The sequence below is a fragment of the Streptomyces sp. NBC_00989 genome (genome assembly GCF_045162655.1).
Lineage (GTDB): Bacteria > Actinomycetota > Actinomycetes > Streptomycetales > Streptomycetaceae > Streptomyces.
Genome location: NZ_CP108728.1, coordinates 2,573,783 through 2,592,205 on the forward strand (window position 1 = coordinate 2,573,783; position 18,423 = coordinate 2,592,205).

14 protein-coding genes are annotated in these 18,423 nt (G+C 70.4%); 5 read left to right on the top strand and 9 right to left on the bottom strand.

The window, feature by feature from the left end; all coding sequences use genetic code 11:
* The first annotated feature begins 13 nt into the window (after window positions 1–13).
* Together OG714_RS11125 and OG714_RS11130 are read left to right on the top strand one after the other, a co-directional pair.
* Window positions 14–835: a class I SAM-dependent methyltransferase gene (locus tag OG714_RS11125; RefSeq protein WP_406120177.1), complete on the top strand. Its 822-nt coding sequence runs from the start codon at window positions 14–16 to the stop codon at window positions 833–835.
* Window positions 836–878: 43 nt separating this feature from the next.
* Window positions 879–1,049: a hypothetical protein gene (locus OG714_RS11130; RefSeq protein ID WP_033279348.1), complete on the top strand. Its 171-nt coding sequence runs from the start codon at window positions 879–881 to the stop codon at window positions 1,047–1,049.
* Between the two features lie 93 nt (window positions 1,050–1,142).
* Here OG714_RS11130 and OG714_RS11135 read toward each other — a convergent pair whose 3' ends face one another.
* Window positions 1,143–2,990: a transketolase gene (locus tag OG714_RS11135; protein WP_406120178.1), complete on the bottom strand. Its 1,848-nt coding sequence runs from the start codon at window positions 2,988–2,990 to the stop codon at window positions 1,143–1,145.
* Between the two features lie 133 nt (window positions 2,991–3,123).
* Between OG714_RS11135 and OG714_RS11140 the strand changes: the two genes are divergently transcribed.
* The gene (locus OG714_RS11140) at window positions 3,124–3,471 is read left to right on the top strand and encodes a VOC family protein (protein ID WP_406120179.1); all 348 of its coding nucleotides are present in this window, start codon (window positions 3,124–3,126) and stop codon (window positions 3,469–3,471) included.
* 30 nt (window positions 3,472–3,501) lie between these two features.
* On the opposite strand, the gene OG714_RS11145 is transcribed toward OG714_RS11140, so the two are convergent.
* The gene (locus OG714_RS11145; protein ID WP_406120180.1) at window positions 3,502–5,463 is read right to left on the bottom strand and encodes a DUF5107 domain-containing protein; all 1,962 of its coding nucleotides are present in this window, start codon (window positions 5,461–5,463) and stop codon (window positions 3,502–3,504) included.
* Window positions 5,464–5,617: 154 nt separating this feature from the next.
* On the opposite strand from OG714_RS11145, the gene OG714_RS11150 reads away from it, so the two are divergent.
* A complete protein-coding gene (locus OG714_RS11150) occupies window positions 5,618–5,965 on the top strand; it encodes a DUF6204 family protein (RefSeq protein WP_406120181.1) in 348 nt (115 codons plus the stop codon).
* Here the strand turns inward: OG714_RS11150 and OG714_RS11155 are convergent.
* The 7 genes from OG714_RS11155 to OG714_RS11185 all read right to left on the bottom strand — a co-directional run bounded on the left by OG714_RS11155 (window position 5,937) and on the right by OG714_RS11185 (window position 13,752).
* Window positions 5,937–6,488: a GNAT family N-acetyltransferase gene (locus OG714_RS11155; protein ID WP_406120182.1), complete on the bottom strand. Its 552-nt coding sequence runs from the start codon at window positions 6,486–6,488 to the stop codon at window positions 5,937–5,939. The two genes, OG714_RS11150 and OG714_RS11155, sit on opposite strands and share 29 nt — an antisense overlap.
* A gap of 19 nt (window positions 6,489–6,507) precedes the next feature.
* Window positions 6,508–6,750 (bottom strand): LapA family protein, encoded by a 243-nt coding sequence (locus OG714_RS11160; protein ID WP_266864038.1) that lies wholly within the window; start codon window positions 6,748–6,750, stop codon window positions 6,508–6,510.
* A gap of 43 nt (window positions 6,751–6,793) precedes the next feature.
* On the bottom strand, window positions 6,794–8,590 hold the full coding sequence (locus OG714_RS11165; RefSeq protein ID WP_406120183.1) for a CocE/NonD family hydrolase: 1,797 nt from the start codon (window positions 8,588–8,590) through the stop codon (window positions 6,794–6,796).
* Between the two features lie 128 nt (window positions 8,591–8,718).
* Complete coding sequence (locus OG714_RS11170; RefSeq protein ID WP_406120184.1) at window positions 8,719–9,651, bottom strand: LD-carboxypeptidase; 933 nt, start codon at window positions 9,649–9,651, stop codon at window positions 8,719–8,721.
* Window positions 9,648–11,600: an LpqB family beta-propeller domain-containing protein gene (locus OG714_RS11175; RefSeq protein ID WP_406120185.1), complete on the bottom strand. Its 1,953-nt coding sequence runs from the start codon at window positions 11,598–11,600 to the stop codon at window positions 9,648–9,650. The genes OG714_RS11170 and OG714_RS11175 overlap by 4 nt, the downstream gene beginning before the upstream one ends.
* 15 nt (window positions 11,601–11,615) lie before the next feature.
* Complete coding sequence (locus OG714_RS11180; RefSeq protein WP_406120186.1) at window positions 11,616–12,926, bottom strand: M20/M25/M40 family metallo-hydrolase; 1,311 nt, start codon at window positions 12,924–12,926, stop codon at window positions 11,616–11,618.
* Complete coding sequence (locus tag OG714_RS11185; RefSeq protein WP_406120187.1) at window positions 12,919–13,752, bottom strand: M55 family metallopeptidase; 834 nt, start codon at window positions 13,750–13,752, stop codon at window positions 12,919–12,921. The genes OG714_RS11180 and OG714_RS11185 overlap by 8 nt, the downstream gene beginning before the upstream one ends.
* A gap of 370 nt (window positions 13,753–14,122) precedes the next feature.
* On the opposite strand from OG714_RS11185, the gene OG714_RS11190 reads away from it, so the two are divergent.
* The gene (locus OG714_RS11190; RefSeq protein ID WP_406120188.1) at window positions 14,123–18,403 is read left to right on the top strand and encodes a discoidin domain-containing protein; all 4,281 of its coding nucleotides are present in this window, start codon (window positions 14,123–14,125) and stop codon (window positions 18,401–18,403) included.
* Window positions 18,404–18,423: the final 20 nt, after the last annotated feature.

Sequence of the window (18,423 nt, forward strand, 5' to 3'; positions counted from 1 at the left end):
GGTAGGTAGAGCCATGCCGAAGCCGCAGGAGACCGCCGTCTACACGCACGGGCACCACGAGTCCGTGCTGCGTTCGCACACCCAGCGGACCGCCGCCAACTCCGCGGCCTACCTGCTCGGTTCGCTCAAGCCGCACATGAAGATCCTGGACATCGGCTGCGGCCCGGGCACGATCACCGCGGACCTGGCGGCGCTGGTTCCCGACGGGCACGTCACCGGTGTCGACCGCGAGCCGGGCATCCTGGACCAGGCACGGGCCACCGCCGCCCGACGCGGCCTGACGAACGTGGACTTCGCGGTCGCCGACGTGCACGCGCTGGACTACCCGGACAACACGTTCTGTGTGGTCCACGCCCATCAGGTGCTCCAGCACGTGGGCGATCCGGTGCAGGCGCTGAAGGAGATGAGGCGGGTGACCAAGCCGGGCGGGTTCATCGCCGCCCGCGACGCGGACTACGCGGTGATGACCTGGTACCCGGAGGTACCCGGCCTTGACGACTGGCTGGACCTGTACCGCCGGGTGGCCCGCGCGAACGGCGGCGAGCCGGATGCCGGACGCCGTCTCAAATCGTGGGCACTGCGGGCGGGGCTGACGGACGTCACGGCCACGTCGAGCACGTGGACGTTCCAGACTCCGGACGAGCGGGCCTGGTGGAGCGGCCTGTGGGCGGACCGTACCGTCGCGTCCTCGTACGCGGGGGTCGCGACCGGGGGCGGCCACGCGACCGCCGAGCAGCTGGGCGCCGTAGCGGAGGCGTGGCGGGAGTGGGGAAAGCAGGAGGACGGCTGGTTCGCCGTGCTGCACGGGGAGATCATCGGCCGCAAGGACGTCTGATCCGCGTGATCGGGGGAACTCGGAGGCCAGGAGGTTACACACTATGGTTCCGATCCTGATCGTCCTACTGCTGGCGCTGGTCCTGTTCGGTGCCGGATTCGCTGTGAAGATCCTCTGGTGGGTGGCGCTGATCGTGCTCGCCGTATGGCTGCTCGGCTTCCTGGTGCGCGGCACCTCGGCGGGCGGCGGCCGGGGACGCTGGTACCGCTGGTAGCGGACGCGTCCGCAGCACCACACAGACGTCGAGCCCGTGCCCGCCGAGAAATCGGGGGGCACGGGCTCCTGGCGTTCGGCGCACGACCGGTGTTCAGCGCACGATCGCCGTCTCCACCAGCAGCCGCCCGGCCGCCGCGATCGACTCCGCGTCGATGCCGGCAGCGTGCAGCTGCTCGGCCGGACTCGCCGAGCCGGGCATGGTGCGTACGGCGAGACGGACCAGGCGTGGCACCGGCCGGCCGTCGAGGAAGGCGTCGAGCACCGCGTCCCCGAGGCCGCCCTCGGGGTGATGGTCCTCGACGGTGAGCAGACAGCCGGTGTCCTCGGCGGCCTGGCGCAGGGTCTCGACGTCGACGGGCTTGACCGAGTACAGGTCGATCACCCGTACCTGGATGCCCTCGCGGTCCAGCGCGTCGGCGGCGGCCAGCGCCTCGTGCACGGTGACGCCCGCGGCCACGACCGTCAGCCGGTCCCGGCTGGAGAAGCGCAGCACCTTGCTGCCGCCGACCGGGAACTCCTCGTCGGGGCCGTACACGACCGGCCCGGCACCCCGCGAGGTCCGCAGATAGCGCACGCCGTCCAGGCCGGCCATCGTGGCGACGAGCCGGGCGGTCTGGTTGGCGTCGCACGGGTACAGCACGGTCGAGCCGTGCACCGCGCGCATCATCGCCAGGTCCTCCAGGCCCATCTGTGAGGGGCCGTCCTGCCCGATGGACACACCCGCGTGCGAGCCGACCAGGTTGATCCCCGCGCCGCTGACCGCCGCCATCCGTACGAAGTCGTAGGCGCGCGTGAAGAACGCCGCGAACGTGGAGGCGTACGGCACCCAGCCGCGCGCCGCCAACCCGACGGCTGCGCCGACCAGTTGCTGCTCGGCGATGTAGCACTCGAAGTAGCGGTCGGGGTGTTCCTTGGCGAAGAACTCGGCGCGCGTGGAGTCCCCGACCTCGCCGTCGAGCGCCACGACGTCCCCTCGCGCGGAACCGAGCGCGGCGAGGGCCTGCCCGAAGGCGTCGCGGGTGGGGACGTCGTCGCCCCGGTCGTAGCGCGGGAGTTCCAGGTGGTCGGCGCGTACGGAGTGCAGCGCGCGGGCGGCGAGAGGTTCGCGCACCTGGACGCGCAGGTCGCGCGGGCCGCCGAGTTCGGCGATCGCCGCCTCCGCGTCCGGCAGCGGTTTGCCGTGCAGGCCCTCGCGGTCCTGGACGGAGGCGACGCCCTTGCCCTTGAGGGTGCGGGCGAGGATCGCGGTGGGCTGCCCCGTCGTGGCCGCCGCCTCGCCGTACGCGCGGTCCACGGCGTCCACGTCATGTCCGTCGACCTCGACCGTGTGCCAGCCGAAGGCCCGGAACCGGCGGGCGTACGCGTCCAGGTCGTGCCCGTGCCGGGTCGGTCCGCGCTGCCCGAGCCGGTTGACGTCGACGATCAGGGTGAGGTTGTCGAGGTGTTCGTACGCCGCGTGCTCGGCGGCCTCCCACACCGAGCCCTCGGCCAGCTCGCTGTCCCCGCACAGCACCCACACGCGGTACCCGGTGCGCTCAAGCCGCTTGCCGGACAGGGCGATGCCGACGCCGACCGGCAGCCCCTGGCCGAGTGAACCGGTGGCGGTCTCGACCCACGGGAGCCGCCGCGGGGTGGGATGCCCTTCGAGACGGCTGTCCAGCATGCGGAAGGTGAGCAGTTCGGCGTCGTCGACGGCGCCGACGGCCTTGTAGGCGGCGTAGAGCAGGGGTGAGGCGTGTCCCTTGGAGAGGACGAAGCGGTCGTTGCCGGGGTGGGCGGGGCGGTCGAAGTCGTAGCGGAGGTGGTGGGCGAGCAGGACGGCCATCAGGTCGGCGGCCGACATGGAGGACGTGGGGTGTCCGGAGCCCGCCGCGTCGGCGGCCCGCACACTGTCCACGCGCAGTTGCTGTCCGAGTTCGACGAGTTCGGCGGTGTCCATGAGGCTCCTTCGGGGGGACTGTACGAGGTGTTCCGCGTCCCCCTGAGCGGGCCGCCCAAACACGTGCCGAACGGTCACCGGGTTCGTCGAGAAGGATCACCACGGGCCGCCCGCCCCAACTAGGCTCATCCGTATGGAGATTCTGGGAGCCACGCTGCGTATCTGCGTCGACGACCTGGAGACCGCCGTCCCCTTCTACGAACGGCTCGCGGGTGGCACCGCGCTCCGCTTCGAGCGCGGTGGGGTGTCGGTGGCCGCGGTCGGCTGTTTCCTGCTGATGCGCGGGCCTCCGGCGGAGTTGGAGGTGTTGCGCAAGGTCGCGGCCACCATCGCCGTCAAGGACGTCGACGAGACCCACGCGGTCCTGACGGAACTGGGCGCCCACATCGTCGCGGGCCCCATCACCTCACCGGCGGGCCGCAACCTGATCGCGCTGCATCCGGACGGGATGGTCTACGAGTACGTGGACCGGCGGGTCTGATCGGCGACCGCCGGTCCACAGTCCGTCGTCTCAGGGGGTGTCCGGCCGCATCCTGAAGTCGTAGCGCGCCGGCAGGGGTTCGTCGGTGAGGCGGGCCCAGAGCCGGCCGATCGACTCGGCGCCCTCGCGCAGATCGGCGACCTCGAAGCCCTCGGCGAAGACGGCCCACGCGTCGTCGCGCCGGCCTTCGGCGAGCAGCAACTCGGCCTGGAGCAGCAGGAATCGGCCGCGTTCCCGGGTGGCGGGGTGCAGCATCTCCCACACCGCCCGGGCATCGGCCGTCCGCCGCACCCGCAGCAACGCCTCGACGGCCTCCCGCCCGAGCGCGGCCGTCGCGGCGGTCCACCGCTCCCCCGCGTCCCGCCGCTCGTGACACAGGTCCGCGAAGGCCTCGTTGTACCGGTCCGCGGCCCGCTCGTGGTTCCCCGCCTCCTGATCGGCTACGGCCAGACAGCGCAGCAACGGCCAGAGGGACGGGGCGAGTTCGAGGGCCCGCTCCCAACTGCGCACCGCCTGCGCCCGGTCGCCGGCGTGCCACTGGGCGACGCCGAGGTGGTACTCGGTGAGCGGGGTGGCGGGCGCTGTCTCCAGCATGTCCCGCCAGTGCGAGGCGACCAGCGTCTCGCCGGGCGGCCGGACCCGGCGCGGCTCGGGCAGGACACCGCTCCGCATGAGCTCCGCCCAGGGCGCCTGGGCCTCGCCGAGCGTGGACTCCTCGAAGGGAGTGCCGGGCAACTTCCAGTCCGTGCGCAGGACTTCGAGCGCGCCCCAGCCGGAGCCGGTGGCGAGGATCTCACCGGGTTCGGTGTCGGCGTACGGCTTCCAGGCGGTGTAGGCGGCGTCCAAGTCGGCGCGGGGCAGGGCTGTTTCGAGCCGTGCCTCGGCACCGTCCACGACGGTGGACCACTCCCCCTCCGCCTCGGTGTCCAGCGGCCCGTACGCCTCCAGCCAGGACACCTCGCCCTCCGGTTCGATCCGTACGTGCTCCAACTGCGTGCGGGCCAGGCCCGCTTGGATCTCGCAGTAGCCGCCGGTCCCCGGCTCGGTGAGCCACTCCTGCCAGCGCCGGCCACCACTGCCGGTGCCCCACACGAACAGCTTGCGGCCCCGCAGTACGTCGGTGGACGTCTGCACCAGCCCGTGCCCGTCCGCGTCGAGCGCGGCGATCCAGCGGCGCCGCCCGTCCGGCAGTTCGTAGAAGTAGTCGGCGGCGTAAGGGCTGTTGAGGGGGTACGTCCGGTCCACTCCGTCGTACGACGGCACGGGCACCCGGCGCAGCCGCCGCTCGTACCCGAAGTGCCAGGCCTCCGACGCCGGTGCGAGGACCCGGCGTTCCTCCGGTACGGCGATGTTGGACCACCAGTAGGTGGGCGCGGGCCGCTCGTGCGGGTTGCGGACGCGGACGCCGACGTAGAGGAAGTCGGAGCCGTCCGGGAGCCAGAGGTCCACCTGGAAGGGGAGGTCGCGGAGGCGTTCCCACTCCCACAGGCGGAGCATCTCGCCGCCGTCGGGGGCGGGAACGCGGGCGGCGTGCAGGGGGGCGCAGGAGAGGGTGGTGTGGCCGGTGGCGCCGATGTTCCATTCGATGCCGCCGGAGAACCAGGCACCGTTGAGGGCGAAGTTGGCGGGCTGCAACACCGGGTTGCGGTACAGGAGTTCACGGTCGGTTGGCTTGTGGACGAGGGAGGCGATGCGGCCGCCGAGGGCGGGGAGCACGGTGGCGCGCAGCCGGTCGTTCTCGATCACGAAGGCGTCGATGCGGCGGGGTGTGCGGTCTCTGTCGTAGCCGTCCCGGACGCGGGTCGGCAGCAGGCTGCGGAGGGGTTCGTAGCCGACCTGGCGGGCCATGTCGCGCGGTATGTCCTCGCGGTCCCGGTCGTCGATGCGGTGCACCTCGTCGAGCGGACGCAGTGGGGGCAGCGGGTTGTCGGGACCCAACTCCGCGGCGGGCAGCGTCAGTACCTCACGTCGGATCGTCGTCACGATCACCATGGAACCCGGCAACGGGTGCGGTGGCCAGGGGCGCTACCGGTCAGGATTCCGCAAAGGCGGGGGCATCGGGCGCCGCGAAATTCCGTGTGCGCCGGGTCCTCGGCGACGTACAGTCGGGCCGTTCGACGACAAGGACCGAGGAGTGGAACGGCTGATGAGCGAGCGGCACACGTACCGGGTGATCGTCCGGGGCACCTGGGACGCGCTGACGGACGAGGCGCGGGAAAGGCTGCTGGCCGAGGCGGCGGAGCACGGGATGCTGAGCATGCGGTTCACCGAGGAGGGCTCGCTCAGTTACGAACCGTCGCCGCTCAAGCACTTCTCGTGGCGGTATGTCGTGGTGTCGGACGCGGCGGACGGTGACGAGATGGCGGCCGCGCTCGCGGAGGACCGTGCCGAGACCGCGCTGAAGGGCCTCGGCTACGGCTTCCGTGACCTGAAGTCGACGGTCACGGACCTCGACACGATGAAGGTCAACCGGAAGTCCGCATCTCGGCGGTGATCGCCCAGCGCTCGTGGTCCCGCCACGCGCCGTCGATGTAGATCATGTTCGGCGAGAAGCCCTCCAGCCGGAACCCGCAACTGCGGGCGAGTGCGATCGACGGGGCGTTGGTGGGCTGCACGTTGATTTCGAGCCGGTGCAGCCGCATCGGCCCGAAGGCGTGCCCCACCACGAGGTTCATCCCCTCGCGCATCAGCCCGCGCCCGCTCGCGTGCGCGAAGGCGCCGTATCCCAGCGCACCGCACTGGAAGCCGCCCTCGACGATGTTGTTGATGTTGATGAACCCTGCGATGCCCCCGCCGTCCAGCTCGCACACGAGGAACCCGGCCTTGGCCGGATCCTGGATCAGCCGTCGCGCGTAGGCGGTGTACGCGTCCCCGCTGGCCGGCGGGAACAGCCACGGCTGGTGCAGATCCTTGCTCTCCCGGGCACGCGCGGTGAACTCGGCACCGTCCTCGTAGCTGAAGTGACGTATCCCCACGCGGGGACCCTCGGCGAGATAACGGGATGCGGTGTGCGGCATCCCGTCACCCTAATCGGGGCTAGCGGCGCCGTCGCATGAAATACCACCCGCACAGGGCGCCGATGATCGCCGTGCCCAGGAGCGCCATCCACAGGGGCATGGTGACCTCGGGGATCAGCAGGCGGATCTTGGTGGCGCGGGTGTTCTCGAAGATGAAGATCAGGGCCAGGACGGCGAGCAGCAGAACCGTGATCCGGGCGGGTGTCAGCACGCGTTCCCGCTGGCCGGTCCTACCGCCGCTCTCGGTGGTCTTCGGGCTCATGCCTCCAGGGTGAGCCCGAATCCGCCATCACGCACGGTGAGACTCAGTCCGCGACGACCGGCAGCTCCAGCACCCCCGTGTCCTGCGGCGAGCTGACCACCGTCACCGGCTTGATCCCCCGGTTCCCGGTGTACGCGTCGTCGCTCGCCGCGATCACGAACCGCAGCCGGTGCCCCTTCGCGTACCGGTGCACGATCCCCGGCAGGGTGACCGTGAAGCTCTTCGTGACGTCCGGTACGCGGACGGGGGCGACCAACCGGTGGACCAGCGTCTTGGTGCCGTCGGGGGCGAGATCGTAGAGCTTGGCGAAGAGGACCAGCCTGTCGGCGGCGTCGCCGGAGTTCTGGACGCGCCGAGCCGTCGGCGAAACGACCTTCAGCGTGGCCTTCGGGGCGCCGACGACGTCCGTCGTGCGTGTCAGGGGTTCGCCGGTCCAGCCCAGGTACGTGCCCGCCGTGTCGTACGGCCCCGGGTCCGGCAGGCCGGTCATCCCGCTCAGCGAGCTCTCCGAATGGCTCGTGGGGACGAGCGAGTTGGAGTAGTCACGGCTGCCGCGTACCACCTTCGCCCGGTTGTCCACGAGTTTGCCGTCGCCGGAGAGGTACAACTTCTCGTCGAGGGCGGGGAGTTGGTTCGCGGTGGCGTAGGTGTCGGCGGGGTCCGTGATCCAGTCGCGGTAGTAGGCGAACGCCGGTCCCGTGTCCGTGTCCGTCCGCCGGAGCAGATAGCGGTCGAACCAGGCCACGATGCGCCGGCCGACGTAGCTCGCCGCCAAGTCGCCCTGGCTCAGGTCGAGTTCACCGGCCGCCGGGGCGGTCGTCCCGCTGCTGTGCCCCAGCGACTGCCAGATCATCTTCGTGGTCGTCCCGAGCACCTTCAGCGTCTTGTACGTCGCCGTCGCCTCGTTGAGGTTGAACAGGCTGTCGGCCTGCCCCTGGACGAGCAGCGTCGGTGCCTTCACCCGGTTCAGATACGACACCGGCGAGACGCTGTGCAGGTACGCCAGCAGGTCGGCCGTCGCCTTGGCCGGGTAGCTCCCGGAGTTCAGGGTGCGGAACATGGCGCAGGCCCTGGTGACGAAGTGCAGACAGGCGAGGGAGGTGTTGATCCGGGTCGGGTCGAGGCTCGGTACGGTCAGGGGCTGGGTCTCGCCGGAGAGGTGGAAGCCGTTGGTCCACTGCCACTTGAAGGCGCCGGGCACGGTCCGACCGCCTTCGCCGACCGCGTTGTTGGGGTCGAGGGAGTACGCCAGGTCGTTCCAGGTGATCAGCGGGACGAGCGCGTCCACCCGGTGGTCGACGGCCGCCGTCGCCAGCTGGATCGCGCCGCCGTACGATCCGCCGATCATCCCGACGCGCGGGTCGCCCTTCGCGTCGAGGGTCACGAAGTCGGCCCGGGTCCCGTCGGCGGCGGCGCGCGTGCCCGCCAGGAAGTCGATCAGCCCCGACGCGGCGATCCCGTCGATGCGCGGGTCGTCGAGCGAGATGAGACACCCCGACCTGCCGAATCCGAGCCCTGAGTAGACGAGCCCGACATAGCCGCGCCGCGCGAAGAGCTTGCCGATGGTGTCCGTCGAGCCGTCCGACTTGCTGCCCCCGAAGCCGTTGGTCGCGAGCACGGCGGGCGCCGGGTGGGCGCGGTCCACGCCCGTGGGCCGGTACAGGTCGGCGTCGACCGTGCAGTCGCGGCCACCCGCGGGGACGGTGAACTTCAGCGCGGTGACGGTGTATTGGTCCGCGGCCGCGGCGGGGCGACCCAGGACGAGCGGGGCGGTGAGGGTGAGCGGGGCGGTGAGAGCGAGAGCCAGCGCGGCGCGGATTCCAGGCACACGACGGGACACAGGGACCTCCACACTGAGGACAACCCGACTGAGGACAGCTCGACCGAGGGCAACCGAACGGGAGCAACCGGATGAGGGCGGGGCGACTGACGACAAGGCGCCTTGGTGGCCGTTCGGCCGGCGGGCGGCTACCGCAGTGCGGGCTCGTCCAGCGTCAACGTGCCCGCGTCCGCGTCCAGTTCGGCCGTCACGCCCAGCGGTATCGTCAGCGCCCCGTCGCCGTGCCCGAACCCGAACTCCTCGACGACGGGTACGCCCAGTCCGCCCAACCGGTCCGCGAGCACCGGGCGCAGCTTCTCGTACGGTCCGCAGCCGGCCCACGAGCCGAGGGCGATCCCGGAGACGCCGTCCAGCCAGCCGCTGCGCAGGAGTTGGGTCAGCATCCGGTCGATGCGGTACGCCAGTTCGCCGACGTCCTCGATCAGCAGCAGCCCGCCGCGCGCACCGGCCGGGGCGTGCGGGGTGCCGAGGTCGGAGGCGAGCAGGCTCAGACAGCCGCCGAGGGTGACACCCCGGGCCCGCCCCGGCACCAGTGCGCCGCCGCCGTCCGGGACGGCCCGGATGGTCCGTACGGACTCCGGGGCGAACAGGGTCGCCCTCAACTGCTCCTGTGTGCGGGTGTTCTTGATGAAGTCGGCACCGGCCGCGGCGGGCCCGTACAGGGTGACCAGGCCCAGTCGGGCGGCGAACGCCTGGTGCAGCACGGTGGGGTCGCTGAAGCCGACGAACACTTTCGGTCCGGCCGCCCGCATCGCCTCCCAGTCGAGGAGATCGACGATGCGCTGCACGCCGTAGCCGCCGCGGGCGCACAGCACGGCGGAGACGGACGGGTCGCACCACGCGTTCTGCAGATCGGCCGCGCGGTCCGTGTCCGTGCCCGCCAGATAACCCAACTCGGCGTGCCGGTCCCGTACATGGGGTGCCACGACCGGGTCGAGGTCCCAGCCGCGCAGGATGTCGAGGCCCGCCTCCAACCGTTCCTCTGACACCGGCCCGCTGGGTGCGACGACGGCCACGCGGGCGCCGGGGGCGAGTCGGAACGGCCGTACGAGCGCGGTCACTTGGTGAGCTCCAGGGTCGGGACGCCGGGCGGGTCGATGCCGAAGACCTGGGCGTACAGGGAGAGTTCGGCCTCCAGGGCCCGGATCATGGTGTCGGCGCGGCGGAAGCCGTGGCCCTCGCCCTCGAACGCGAGGTAGGCATGCGGTACTTGGCGTCCGCGCATCCGCTCCAGGAACCGTTCGCACTGGACGGGCGGGCAGATCACGTCGGCCAGGCCCTGCATGAGCAGGAAGGGCGCGGTGACGCGGTCGGCGTGCTCGACGGGTGAGCGCTCGGCGTAGCGGGCGGGCACCTCGGCGAGCGGTCCGACCAGGGTCTCCAGGTACCGGGACTCGAAGTCGTGGGTCTCCCCCGAGGCCCAGTTGGCCAGGTCGAGGACGGGATAGATGATGGTGCCGCAGGCGTAGACGTCGGTCGTCACGAGGGACGCGGCGCTGGTCCAGCCGCCCGCGCTGCCGCCCCGGACGGCGAGCCGGGCGCGGTCGGCGGTGCCCTCGTCGGCGAGGGCGAGCGCGACGGCCGCGCAGTCCTCGACGTCGACGACGCCCCACTGCTCGCGCAGCCGGTTGCGGTACTCGCGGCCGTGCCCGGTCGAGCCGCCGTAGTTGACCTCGGCGACGCCGATGCCGCGCGAGGTGAAGTAGGCGATCTCCAGGTCGAGGACGAGCGGCGCCCGGCTGGTGGGTCCGCCGTGCGCCCAGATGACGTACGGCGGCAGCTGGTCGCCCGGCGCGGCCCAACACGGGTTGTGCGGTGGGTAGATGTGGGCGTGGATGTCGCGTCCGGCGGGGCCGGTGAAGGTGCGGATCTGCGGTTCGGGGTAGTGGGCGGGGTCCACGGGGTCGTCGTGGGCGGCGCCGATCACCCGGGCTCTGCCGGTGCGGGTGTCGAGTTCGACGACCTCGTGGGCGCTGCGCGGGCTGGCGCCGACGCCGACGATCCGCTCGCCGTTCACCGCGAGGGTGGACGCGAACTCGGTCCAGGGCCCGGCCGCGTCGACGACCTCGCCGGTCTCCGGGTCCAGGATGCCGAGCGAGGTGGCACCCCGGCCGTGCACGACGGCGATCGGACCGCTCTCCAGGGGTGCGAACCAGCGCTGGCCGAGCTTCCACAGCGGCCCGCCGAACTCCTCCTCGCGTGCGCACAGCGGCTGGTGGTCGCGGTAGAGGTTCCACCAGCCCGTGCGGTCGCTCGCGTACAGCAGCGAGCCGTCGAAGCCCCAGTCGACCTGGGCGATCGACTCCTCGGGCCCGCCGGCGACGACCCGCGGCTCCCCGAACGTGCCGTCGTCCGCGACCTCGGCGAGCACCAGCTCCGTGCCGTCCCACGGCATCCGCGGATGATCCCAGCCGAGCCAGGCCGCCCGCCGCCCGTCCGGCGAGACGCGCGGCCCGGACACGAATCGGTGCCGTTCGCCGGTGAGTTCACGTACGGCGTGCCGGTCCTCGGCGGCGGACCGGTCCAACGGTACGGCGGCCAGGACACGCCGCACATCACCGGGGCCCTCGCCGGTGAACTCCTCAAGAACGCACCACACTTCACCCAGGTCCGGGCGCACCCTCGGTTCCGCCCAGCGGAGTCCGCCGCCCACGGGAGAGACCGGCGTCAGAGGCTCCGGTTCACTCCCCGGCTCGTAGCGGTAGAGCCGCTGGTCGGTGAAGTTCACGAAGACCACGAGAGGTTGGCCGTTTTGGACCGTTCCCGCCCAGGGCTCTCCGCCGTACTCGATGACCCTGGTGCGGACGTTCCACGGGGCGGGCAGCACGGACTCCTCGGAGCCGTCCGCGTGGCGGCGGACCAGGGTGCGGCGGCCGCCCTCGGTGGGCCGTGGTTCGGTCCACCAGGCCTCGTCGCCGACGAAACCGACGTACTCGGGATGTCCGTCGTGCGCGGCGGCGAGGGCCGCGTCGATGGGCGAGGGCCACGAGCCGTACGCCAGCGTCCGCATGTTCTCCCCCACTTGCTAGGCCGTCCTCAGGAAGCGGTCCAGGACACGGACGCCGAAGTGCAGCGCCTCGACGGGGACCCGTTCGTCGACTCCGTGGAACAGCGCCTGATAGTCGAAGCCCTCCGGGAGCTTCAGCGGTGCGAAGCCGTAGCCGGTGATGCCGAGGCGCGAGAACTGCTTGGCGTCCGTGCCGCCGGACATGCAGTACGGCACCACATGGCCCTCGGGTGCGAACTCCTCGACGGCGGCCCGCATCTGAGCGTACGTCAGCGAGTCGACCGGCGCCTGGAGGGCCACCTCGCGGTGGTGGAACTCCCAGTCGACGTCCGGTCCGGTGAGCCGGTCCAGGGTGGTGCGGAACTCGTCCTCGCCGCCCGGGAGATAGCGTCCGTCGACGTACGCCACGGCCTCGCCCGGGATGACGTTGACCTTGTAACCGGCGTTCAGCATGGTCGGGTTGGCGCTGTTGCGGACGGTGGGCTCGACGAGCTTGCCCGCCGGGCCGAGCTTGGTCAGGAGTCCGTCGACATCGTCGAGGTCGGGGTCGATGCCGTACAGGGCGGCGAGTTCGGTGAGGGCCGCGCGGACGGTCGGGGTGAGCCGTAGCGGCCATTCGTGCTCGCCGATGCGGGTGATCGCGGCGGCGAGACGGGTGATCGCGTTCTCGTGGTTGACCTTGGAGCCGTGGCCCGCCCGGCCGCGCGCGGTCAACTTCAGCCAGCCGGTGCCACGTTCACCGGCGGCGATGGGGTAGATCTCCCGGCCGCCGCCGTCGTGGAAGGTGAACGCCCCTGATTCGCTGATGCCTTCGGTGCAGCCCTCGAAGAGCCCGGCGTGCTGGTCGGCGAGGAATCCGGAGCCGTCCTCGGCGCTCGCCTCCTCGTCGGCGGTGAACGCGATGACGAGGTCGCGCCGGGGCCGAACGCCCTGTCTGGCCCAGGCGCGGACGACGGCGAGGATCATCGCGTCCATGTTCTTCATGTCGACCGCGCCGCGCCCCCAGACGACCCCGTCGCGGATCTCCCCGGAGAAGGGGTGCACGCTCCAGTCCTCGGCCTGGGCCGGTACGACGTCCAGGTGACCGTGCACGAGCAGCGCGTCCGCCGAGGGGTCGGTGCCCTCGATGCGGGCGACGACGTTGGTGCGGCCCTTGGAGCGTTCCAGAAGGGTGGGTTCGAGCCCGGCACCGGCCAGTTGCCCGGCCGCGTACTCGGCGGCGGGCCGCTCCTGGCAGTCGCCGCCGCCCCGGTTGGTGGTGTCGATGCGGATGAGGTCGGAAGTGAACGTCACGACCTCCGCCAGTGCCTGCTCGTCGACGTCAGCCATACTGCTCCTCCACCGCGGCCGAGACGATCGTGGTGACCGCCTTGAAGGTCCGGATCCCCTCGTACATGGTGTCGCTGGTGTACGCCACCTTCCGCTCGCCGGCCCGCCCGACACCCGGTACCACGGTGGCGGCCATCGCGAGGTGCTCGGCGTCGAACTCGAGGGCGACGGTGAACGGGCCGCCCCGCACCGGTTCCTGACGGACCGCCAGTTTCGCCGCTTCCTTCGCCGCCTCGCGGATGTCGGCGGCGGTCCTGGCCGGTGTCCGGCACACGGCCGCGTACCGCGACACATGGTCCTTGACGGCCACCTTCAGCGCCTCGGGCGCGTACCCGAGGGCGTCCTCGCAGGCCACGTCGTCACCCGTGACCAGGACGACCGGTACCCCGTACTCGGCGACGACATGCGCGTTGAGCAGACCCTCGCTCGCGCGGACGTCGTTCAGCCACACGCCGGTGATCGAGTTCGCGAGGTAGGTGTGGGCGAGGACGCCCTCCATGCCGGCGCCCGCGTGATAGCCGACGAACGCGATGCCGTCGACGTCGCCGTGCTGCACGCCCTCCACCATGGAGAGGGACTTGTGGCGCCCGGTGAGCATCTCGGTCCGCTCGTCGAGCTGTTCGAGGAGCAGGTTGCGCATCGTCCAGTGGGCCTCGTTGACGAGCACCTCGTCGGCGCCGCCGTCGTAGAAGCCGAGGACGGCCGCGTTCACGTCCGAGGTGAACATCGAACGGCACCGCTCCCACTGCGGCGTCCCCGGCAACACGTCGGCCGGCCAGGTGACGCCGGTCGCACCCTCCATGTCGGCGCTGATGAGGATCTTCATGGGGGATCACGTTACGCGTCGCCGCCGAAACCGCGAGGAAGCACCGCCCGGAAGCGTCGTCCGGCATCCAAGGATCGCGCAAGATTTTGCGTGACTTGCGTTCGCTTTCGTTCAGCGACCGCAAGCGCACGCAAGCCAACTCCCGTGTAACTCCAGGGTGATGAGTGCTTCTGGTGAATATTGCGCTGTTCCAGCTGTAGACCCACCCACGCGGCTCTGCAATATTTCGATGAAACGACGCAAAATCCTGCCTCTCAGGAGCAGCACGCTCCTCGTCACCCCGCACCTTTCTGCTCCTGCACCACTCCGCCAGGAACGAGCCGCCCTCGCCGCCCCACCGGCGCGCGAGCCTCCGCAGGAAGTGACCCGTATGACTCGACCGACCCGACACAAGCAGAGATCCTCCAGACGGCGCGCAGCCGTCGCCGCGCTCGCCTCCGCCGTGATGGTGCTGGGCCTGCCCGCCGTCGGCGCGCACGCGGCCGGTGGTCCCAACGTCGCCGCGGACGCCAGGACCACCGCGGGCAGCACCCGCGGCGCGCACAAGGCCGCGAGCGTCACCGACGGCGACACCGACACCTACTGGCAGGCCGGGAAGAAGTCGGCCCAGTGGGTGCAGACCGACCTCGGGAAGAGCGAGCGCGTCCGCCAGGTCGTGCTGCGGCTGCCCGAGCACTGGCAGACCCGCAAGCAGACGCTGGCGCTCCAGGGCAGCGACGACGGCAAGAGCTTCGCGACGCTCAAGTCCTCGGCGCAGTACGTCTTCAGCCCCGGTGACGACAACACCGTGAAGATCTCCGTGCCCTCGACCCTCGCCCGCTACGTGCGGGCCGACTTCAGCGCCAACTCGGTCGCCGGTACGGCCCAGTTGGCCGAGATGCAGGTCCTCACGGCCACCGCCCAGACCCCCAACCTCGCCCAGGGCAAGCCCTTCAGCGAGAGCGGGCACGCCGATGTGTACGGCGCGGCCAACGCCGGTGACGGCAACCGGGACACGTACTGGGAGAGCACGAACAACGCCTTCCCGCAGTGGCTCCAGGTCGACCTCGGCTCGTCGGTCAAGGTCAACCAGGTCACGTTGCGGCTGCCGAGCAATTGGCCGGGCCGCAGCCAGACGCTCAAGCTCCAGGGTTCGACCGACAACCAGAACTTCACGGATCTGACGGCCTCGAAGGCGTACACCTTCGACAGTTCGACCGACCAGTCGACGACGATCTCCTTCGACGCGACGACCACGCGGTACGTGCGGGTGCTGATCACGGCGAACACGGGCTGGCCCGCGGGGCAGGTGTCCGAGCTGGAGGTCTACGGACCGGCGACCGGTGACACGCAGGCGCCCACCGCGCCGACGAACCTGGGCTACACCGAACCGGCCACCGGGCAGATCAAGTTGACCTGGAGCGCGGCCACCGACGACACGGCCGTGACGGGCTACGACGTCTACGCCAACGGGCAGTTGAGGTCGAGCGTCGCCGGGAACGTCCTGACGTACACCGACACGCAGCCGGCCGGCAGTGACATCACGTACTTCGTGCGGGCCAAGGACGCGGCGGGCAACGTCTCCGCCAACAGCAACAGCGTCACCCGCAAGGGATCGACCGGTGACACCCAGGCGCCCACCGCGCCGGGCAACCTCGCCTACACGCAGTCGGGCAGCGACGTGAAGCTGACCTGGCAGGCGTCGAGCGACAACGTCCAGGTGACCGGGTATGACGTCTACGCCAACGACCAGGTCGTCAAGTCCGTTGCGGGCGACGTGACTTCGTACACCGACACCCCGTCTACGACGGCCACGGTCACCTACTACGTGAAGGCGAAGGACGCCGCCGGGAACGTGTCGGTGGCGAGCAACAGCGTCACCCGGGCCGGTAACGGTGCCGGGTCCGACCTCGCGCAGGGCAAGCCCATCGAGGCCTCGTCGTACACCTTCACCTATGTCGCCGCGAACGCCAACGACGGTCAGATCGCGACCTATTGGGAGAGCGGGGGCGGTGCCTACCCGGCCACCCTCACCACCAAGCTGGGTGCCAACGCCGACCTCAGTCAGGTCGTCGTCAAGCTGAACCCGGACGCCGCGTGGTCGACGCGTACGCAGAACATCCAGGTGCTGGGGCGTGACCAGGACGCGACCGCGTTCACGAGTCTCGTCGCGGCGAAGGACTACACGTTCAATCCGTCCAGCGGCAACACGGTGACCATCCCGGTCTCGGGCGCCGCCGCCGACATCCAGCTCAAGTTCGCCTCCAACACCGGTGCTCCGGGCGGGCAGGTGGCCGAGTTCCAGGTGATCGGCACCCCGGCCGCCAACCCGGACCTCAAGGTCACCGGCATCACCAACTCCCCCGCGGCTCCTGTGGAGTCGGACGCCATCAGTCTGACGGCGACGGTCACCAACAGCGGCAGCAAGGCGTCCAAGGCCACCGACCTGAACTTCACGCTCGGCGGCACGAAGGCCGCCACGGCGGACGTCCCGGTCCTCGCGGCCGGCGCGTCGACGACGGTCACGGCGAGCATCGGCACCCGGGACGCGGGGAGTTACCCGGTCGGCGCCGAGGTGGACCCGTCGAACAAGGTCATCGAGCAGAACGAGGCGAACAACGTCTTCACCCGCTCCGACGCCCTCGTCGTCAAGCCGGTCTCCAGCTCCGACCTGGTCGCCGCACCGGTCGCCTGGACGCCGTCCAGCGCCTCGGCGGGCGACAACGTCACGTTCACCGTGGCGATCAGGAACCAGGGTTCGATCGCCTCGGCCGCCGGCGCCCACGGCGTCACGCTGACGCTCCTGGACGCCAACGGCGCCACCGTCAAGACACTCACCGGCTCCTACAGCGGCACCATCGCCGCCGGCCAGACGACCGCACCCGTCGGCCTCGGCTCCTGGACGGCCGTCAACGGCAAGTTCACCGTCAAGACGGTCATCGCCGACGACACCAACGAACTCCCGGTCAAGCGGACCAACAACACCACCGCACAACCCCTGTTCGTGGGCCGCGGCGCCGACATGCCCTACGACATGTACGAAGCCGAGGACGGCACCGTCGGCGGCGGCGCCCAGGTCGTCGGCCCCAACCGCACGATCGGCGACATCGCCGGGGAGGCGAGCGGCCGCAAGGCGGTGACCCTCAACTCGACCGGCCAGTACGTCGAATGGACCACCCGCGCGGCGACCAACACCCTGGTCACCCGCTTCTCCGTCCCCGACGGCACCAACACCACGCTCGACGTCTACGTCGACGGCCAGTTCCTCAAGGCCATCGACCTCACCTCCAAGTACGCCTGGCTGTACGGCAACGAGACCGCGCCCGGCAACTCGCCCAGCGCCGGCGCCCAGCGCCACATCTACGACGAGGCAAATCTCCTGCTGGGCAAGACCGTTCCGGCCGGTTCCAAGATCCGGCTCCAGAAGGACGCGGCCAACACCTCCACCTACGCCATCGACTTCATCAACACCGAACAGGCGACGGCGACTCCGAACCCGGACCCGGCCGCCTACGCGGTCCCGGCCGGCTTCTCCCAGCAGGACGTGCAGAACGCTCTCGACACGGTCCGCATGGACACCACGGGCAAGCTCGTCGGCGTCTATCTGCCCGCCGGTGACTACGAGACGTCCAGCAAGCTCCAGGTCTACGGCAAGGCGGTCAAGGTCGTGGGAGCCGGGTCGTGGTTCACCCGCTTCCACGCCCCCGCCTCGCAGGAGAACACCGACATCGGCATCCGGGCCGAGGCCACCGCGAACGGCTCGTCGTTCACCGGCTTCGCCTACTTCGGGAACTACACGTCCCGGATCGACGGTCCAGGAAAGGTCTTCGACTTCTCCAACGTCTCCAACATCACCATCGACGACATCTGGGTCGAGCACATGGTGTGCCTGTACTGGGGCGCCAACACCGACAACATGACCATCAAGAACTCCCGCATCCGTGACACGTTCGCCGACGGCGTCAACATGACGAACGGCTCCACGGACAACCACGTTGTCAACAACGACGCCCGGGCCACGGGCGACGACAGCTTCGCGCTCTTCTCGGCGATCGACGCGGGAGGCGCCGACGAGAAGAACAACCTCTACGAGAACCTGACATCGACGCTCACCTGGCGTGCGGCCGGTATCGCCGTCTACGGCGGCTACAACAACACCTTCCGCAACATCCGGGTCGCCGACACCCTGGTCTACTCCGGCATCACGATCTCCTCGCTGGACTTCGGCTACCCGATGAACGGCTTCGGGACCGATCCGACGACGATCGAGAACGTCTCCCTGGACAGGACGGGCGGCCACTTCTGGGGCTCCCAGGTCTTCCCCGCCATCTGGGCGTTCTCCGCCTCGAAGGTCTTCCAGGGCATCCGGGTCAACGACGTGGACATCGACAACTCCACGTACGGCGGAGTGATGTTCCAGACCAACTACGTCGGCGGGCAGGCGCAGTTCCCGGTGAAGGACACGATCTTCACCGACATCTCCATCACCAACTCCAAGAAGAGCGGAGACGCGTTCGACGCCAAGTCCGGGTGGGGCATCTGGGCCAATGAGCTGTCCGAACCCGGTCAGGGACCCGCCGTGGGTTCGGCCACCTTCGTCAACCTGCGGATGAGCGGCAACGCCCAGGACATCCGCAACACCACGTCCACCTTCACGATCAACGTCCAGTAACTCCCGCCGGCACAAACTGA

Bases quoted from the DNA above. Each gene is read 5' to 3' on its own strand.
- OG714_RS11125 (WP_406120177.1), top strand. From the start codon at position 14: ATGCCGAAGCCGCAGGAGACCGCCGTCTACACGCACGGGCACCACGAG.
- OG714_RS11130 (WP_033279348.1), top strand. From the start codon at position 879: ATGGTTCCGATCCTGATCGTCCTACTGCTGGCGCTGGTCCTGTTCGGT.
- OG714_RS11135 (WP_406120178.1), bottom strand. From the start codon at position 2,990: ATGGACACCGCCGAACTCGTCGAACTCGGACAGCAACTGCGCGTGGAC.
- OG714_RS11140 (WP_406120179.1), top strand. From the start codon at position 3,124: ATGGAGATTCTGGGAGCCACGCTGCGTATCTGCGTCGACGACCTGGAG.
- OG714_RS11145 (WP_406120180.1), bottom strand. From the start codon at position 5,463: ATGGTGATCGTGACGACGATCCGACGTGAGGTACTGACGCTGCCCGCC.
- OG714_RS11150 (WP_406120181.1), top strand. From the start codon at position 5,618: ATGAGCGAGCGGCACACGTACCGGGTGATCGTCCGGGGCACCTGGGAC.
- OG714_RS11155 (WP_406120182.1), bottom strand. From the start codon at position 6,488: ATGCCGCACACCGCATCCCGTTATCTCGCCGAGGGTCCCCGCGTGGGG.
- OG714_RS11160 (WP_266864038.1), bottom strand. From the start codon at position 6,750: ATGAGCCCGAAGACCACCGAGAGCGGCGGTAGGACCGGCCAGCGGGAA.
- OG714_RS11175 (WP_406120185.1), bottom strand. From the start codon at position 11,600: ATGCGGACGCTGGCGTACGGCTCGTGGCCCTCGCCCATCGACGCGGCC.
- OG714_RS11180 (WP_406120186.1), bottom strand. From the start codon at position 12,926: ATGGCTGACGTCGACGAGCAGGCACTGGCGGAGGTCGTGACGTTCACT.
- OG714_RS11185 (WP_406120187.1), bottom strand. From the start codon at position 13,752: ATGAAGATCCTCATCAGCGCCGACATGGAGGGTGCGACCGGCGTCACC.
- OG714_RS11190 (WP_406120188.1), top strand. From the start codon at position 14,123: ATGACTCGACCGACCCGACACAAGCAGAGATCCTCCAGACGGCGCGCA.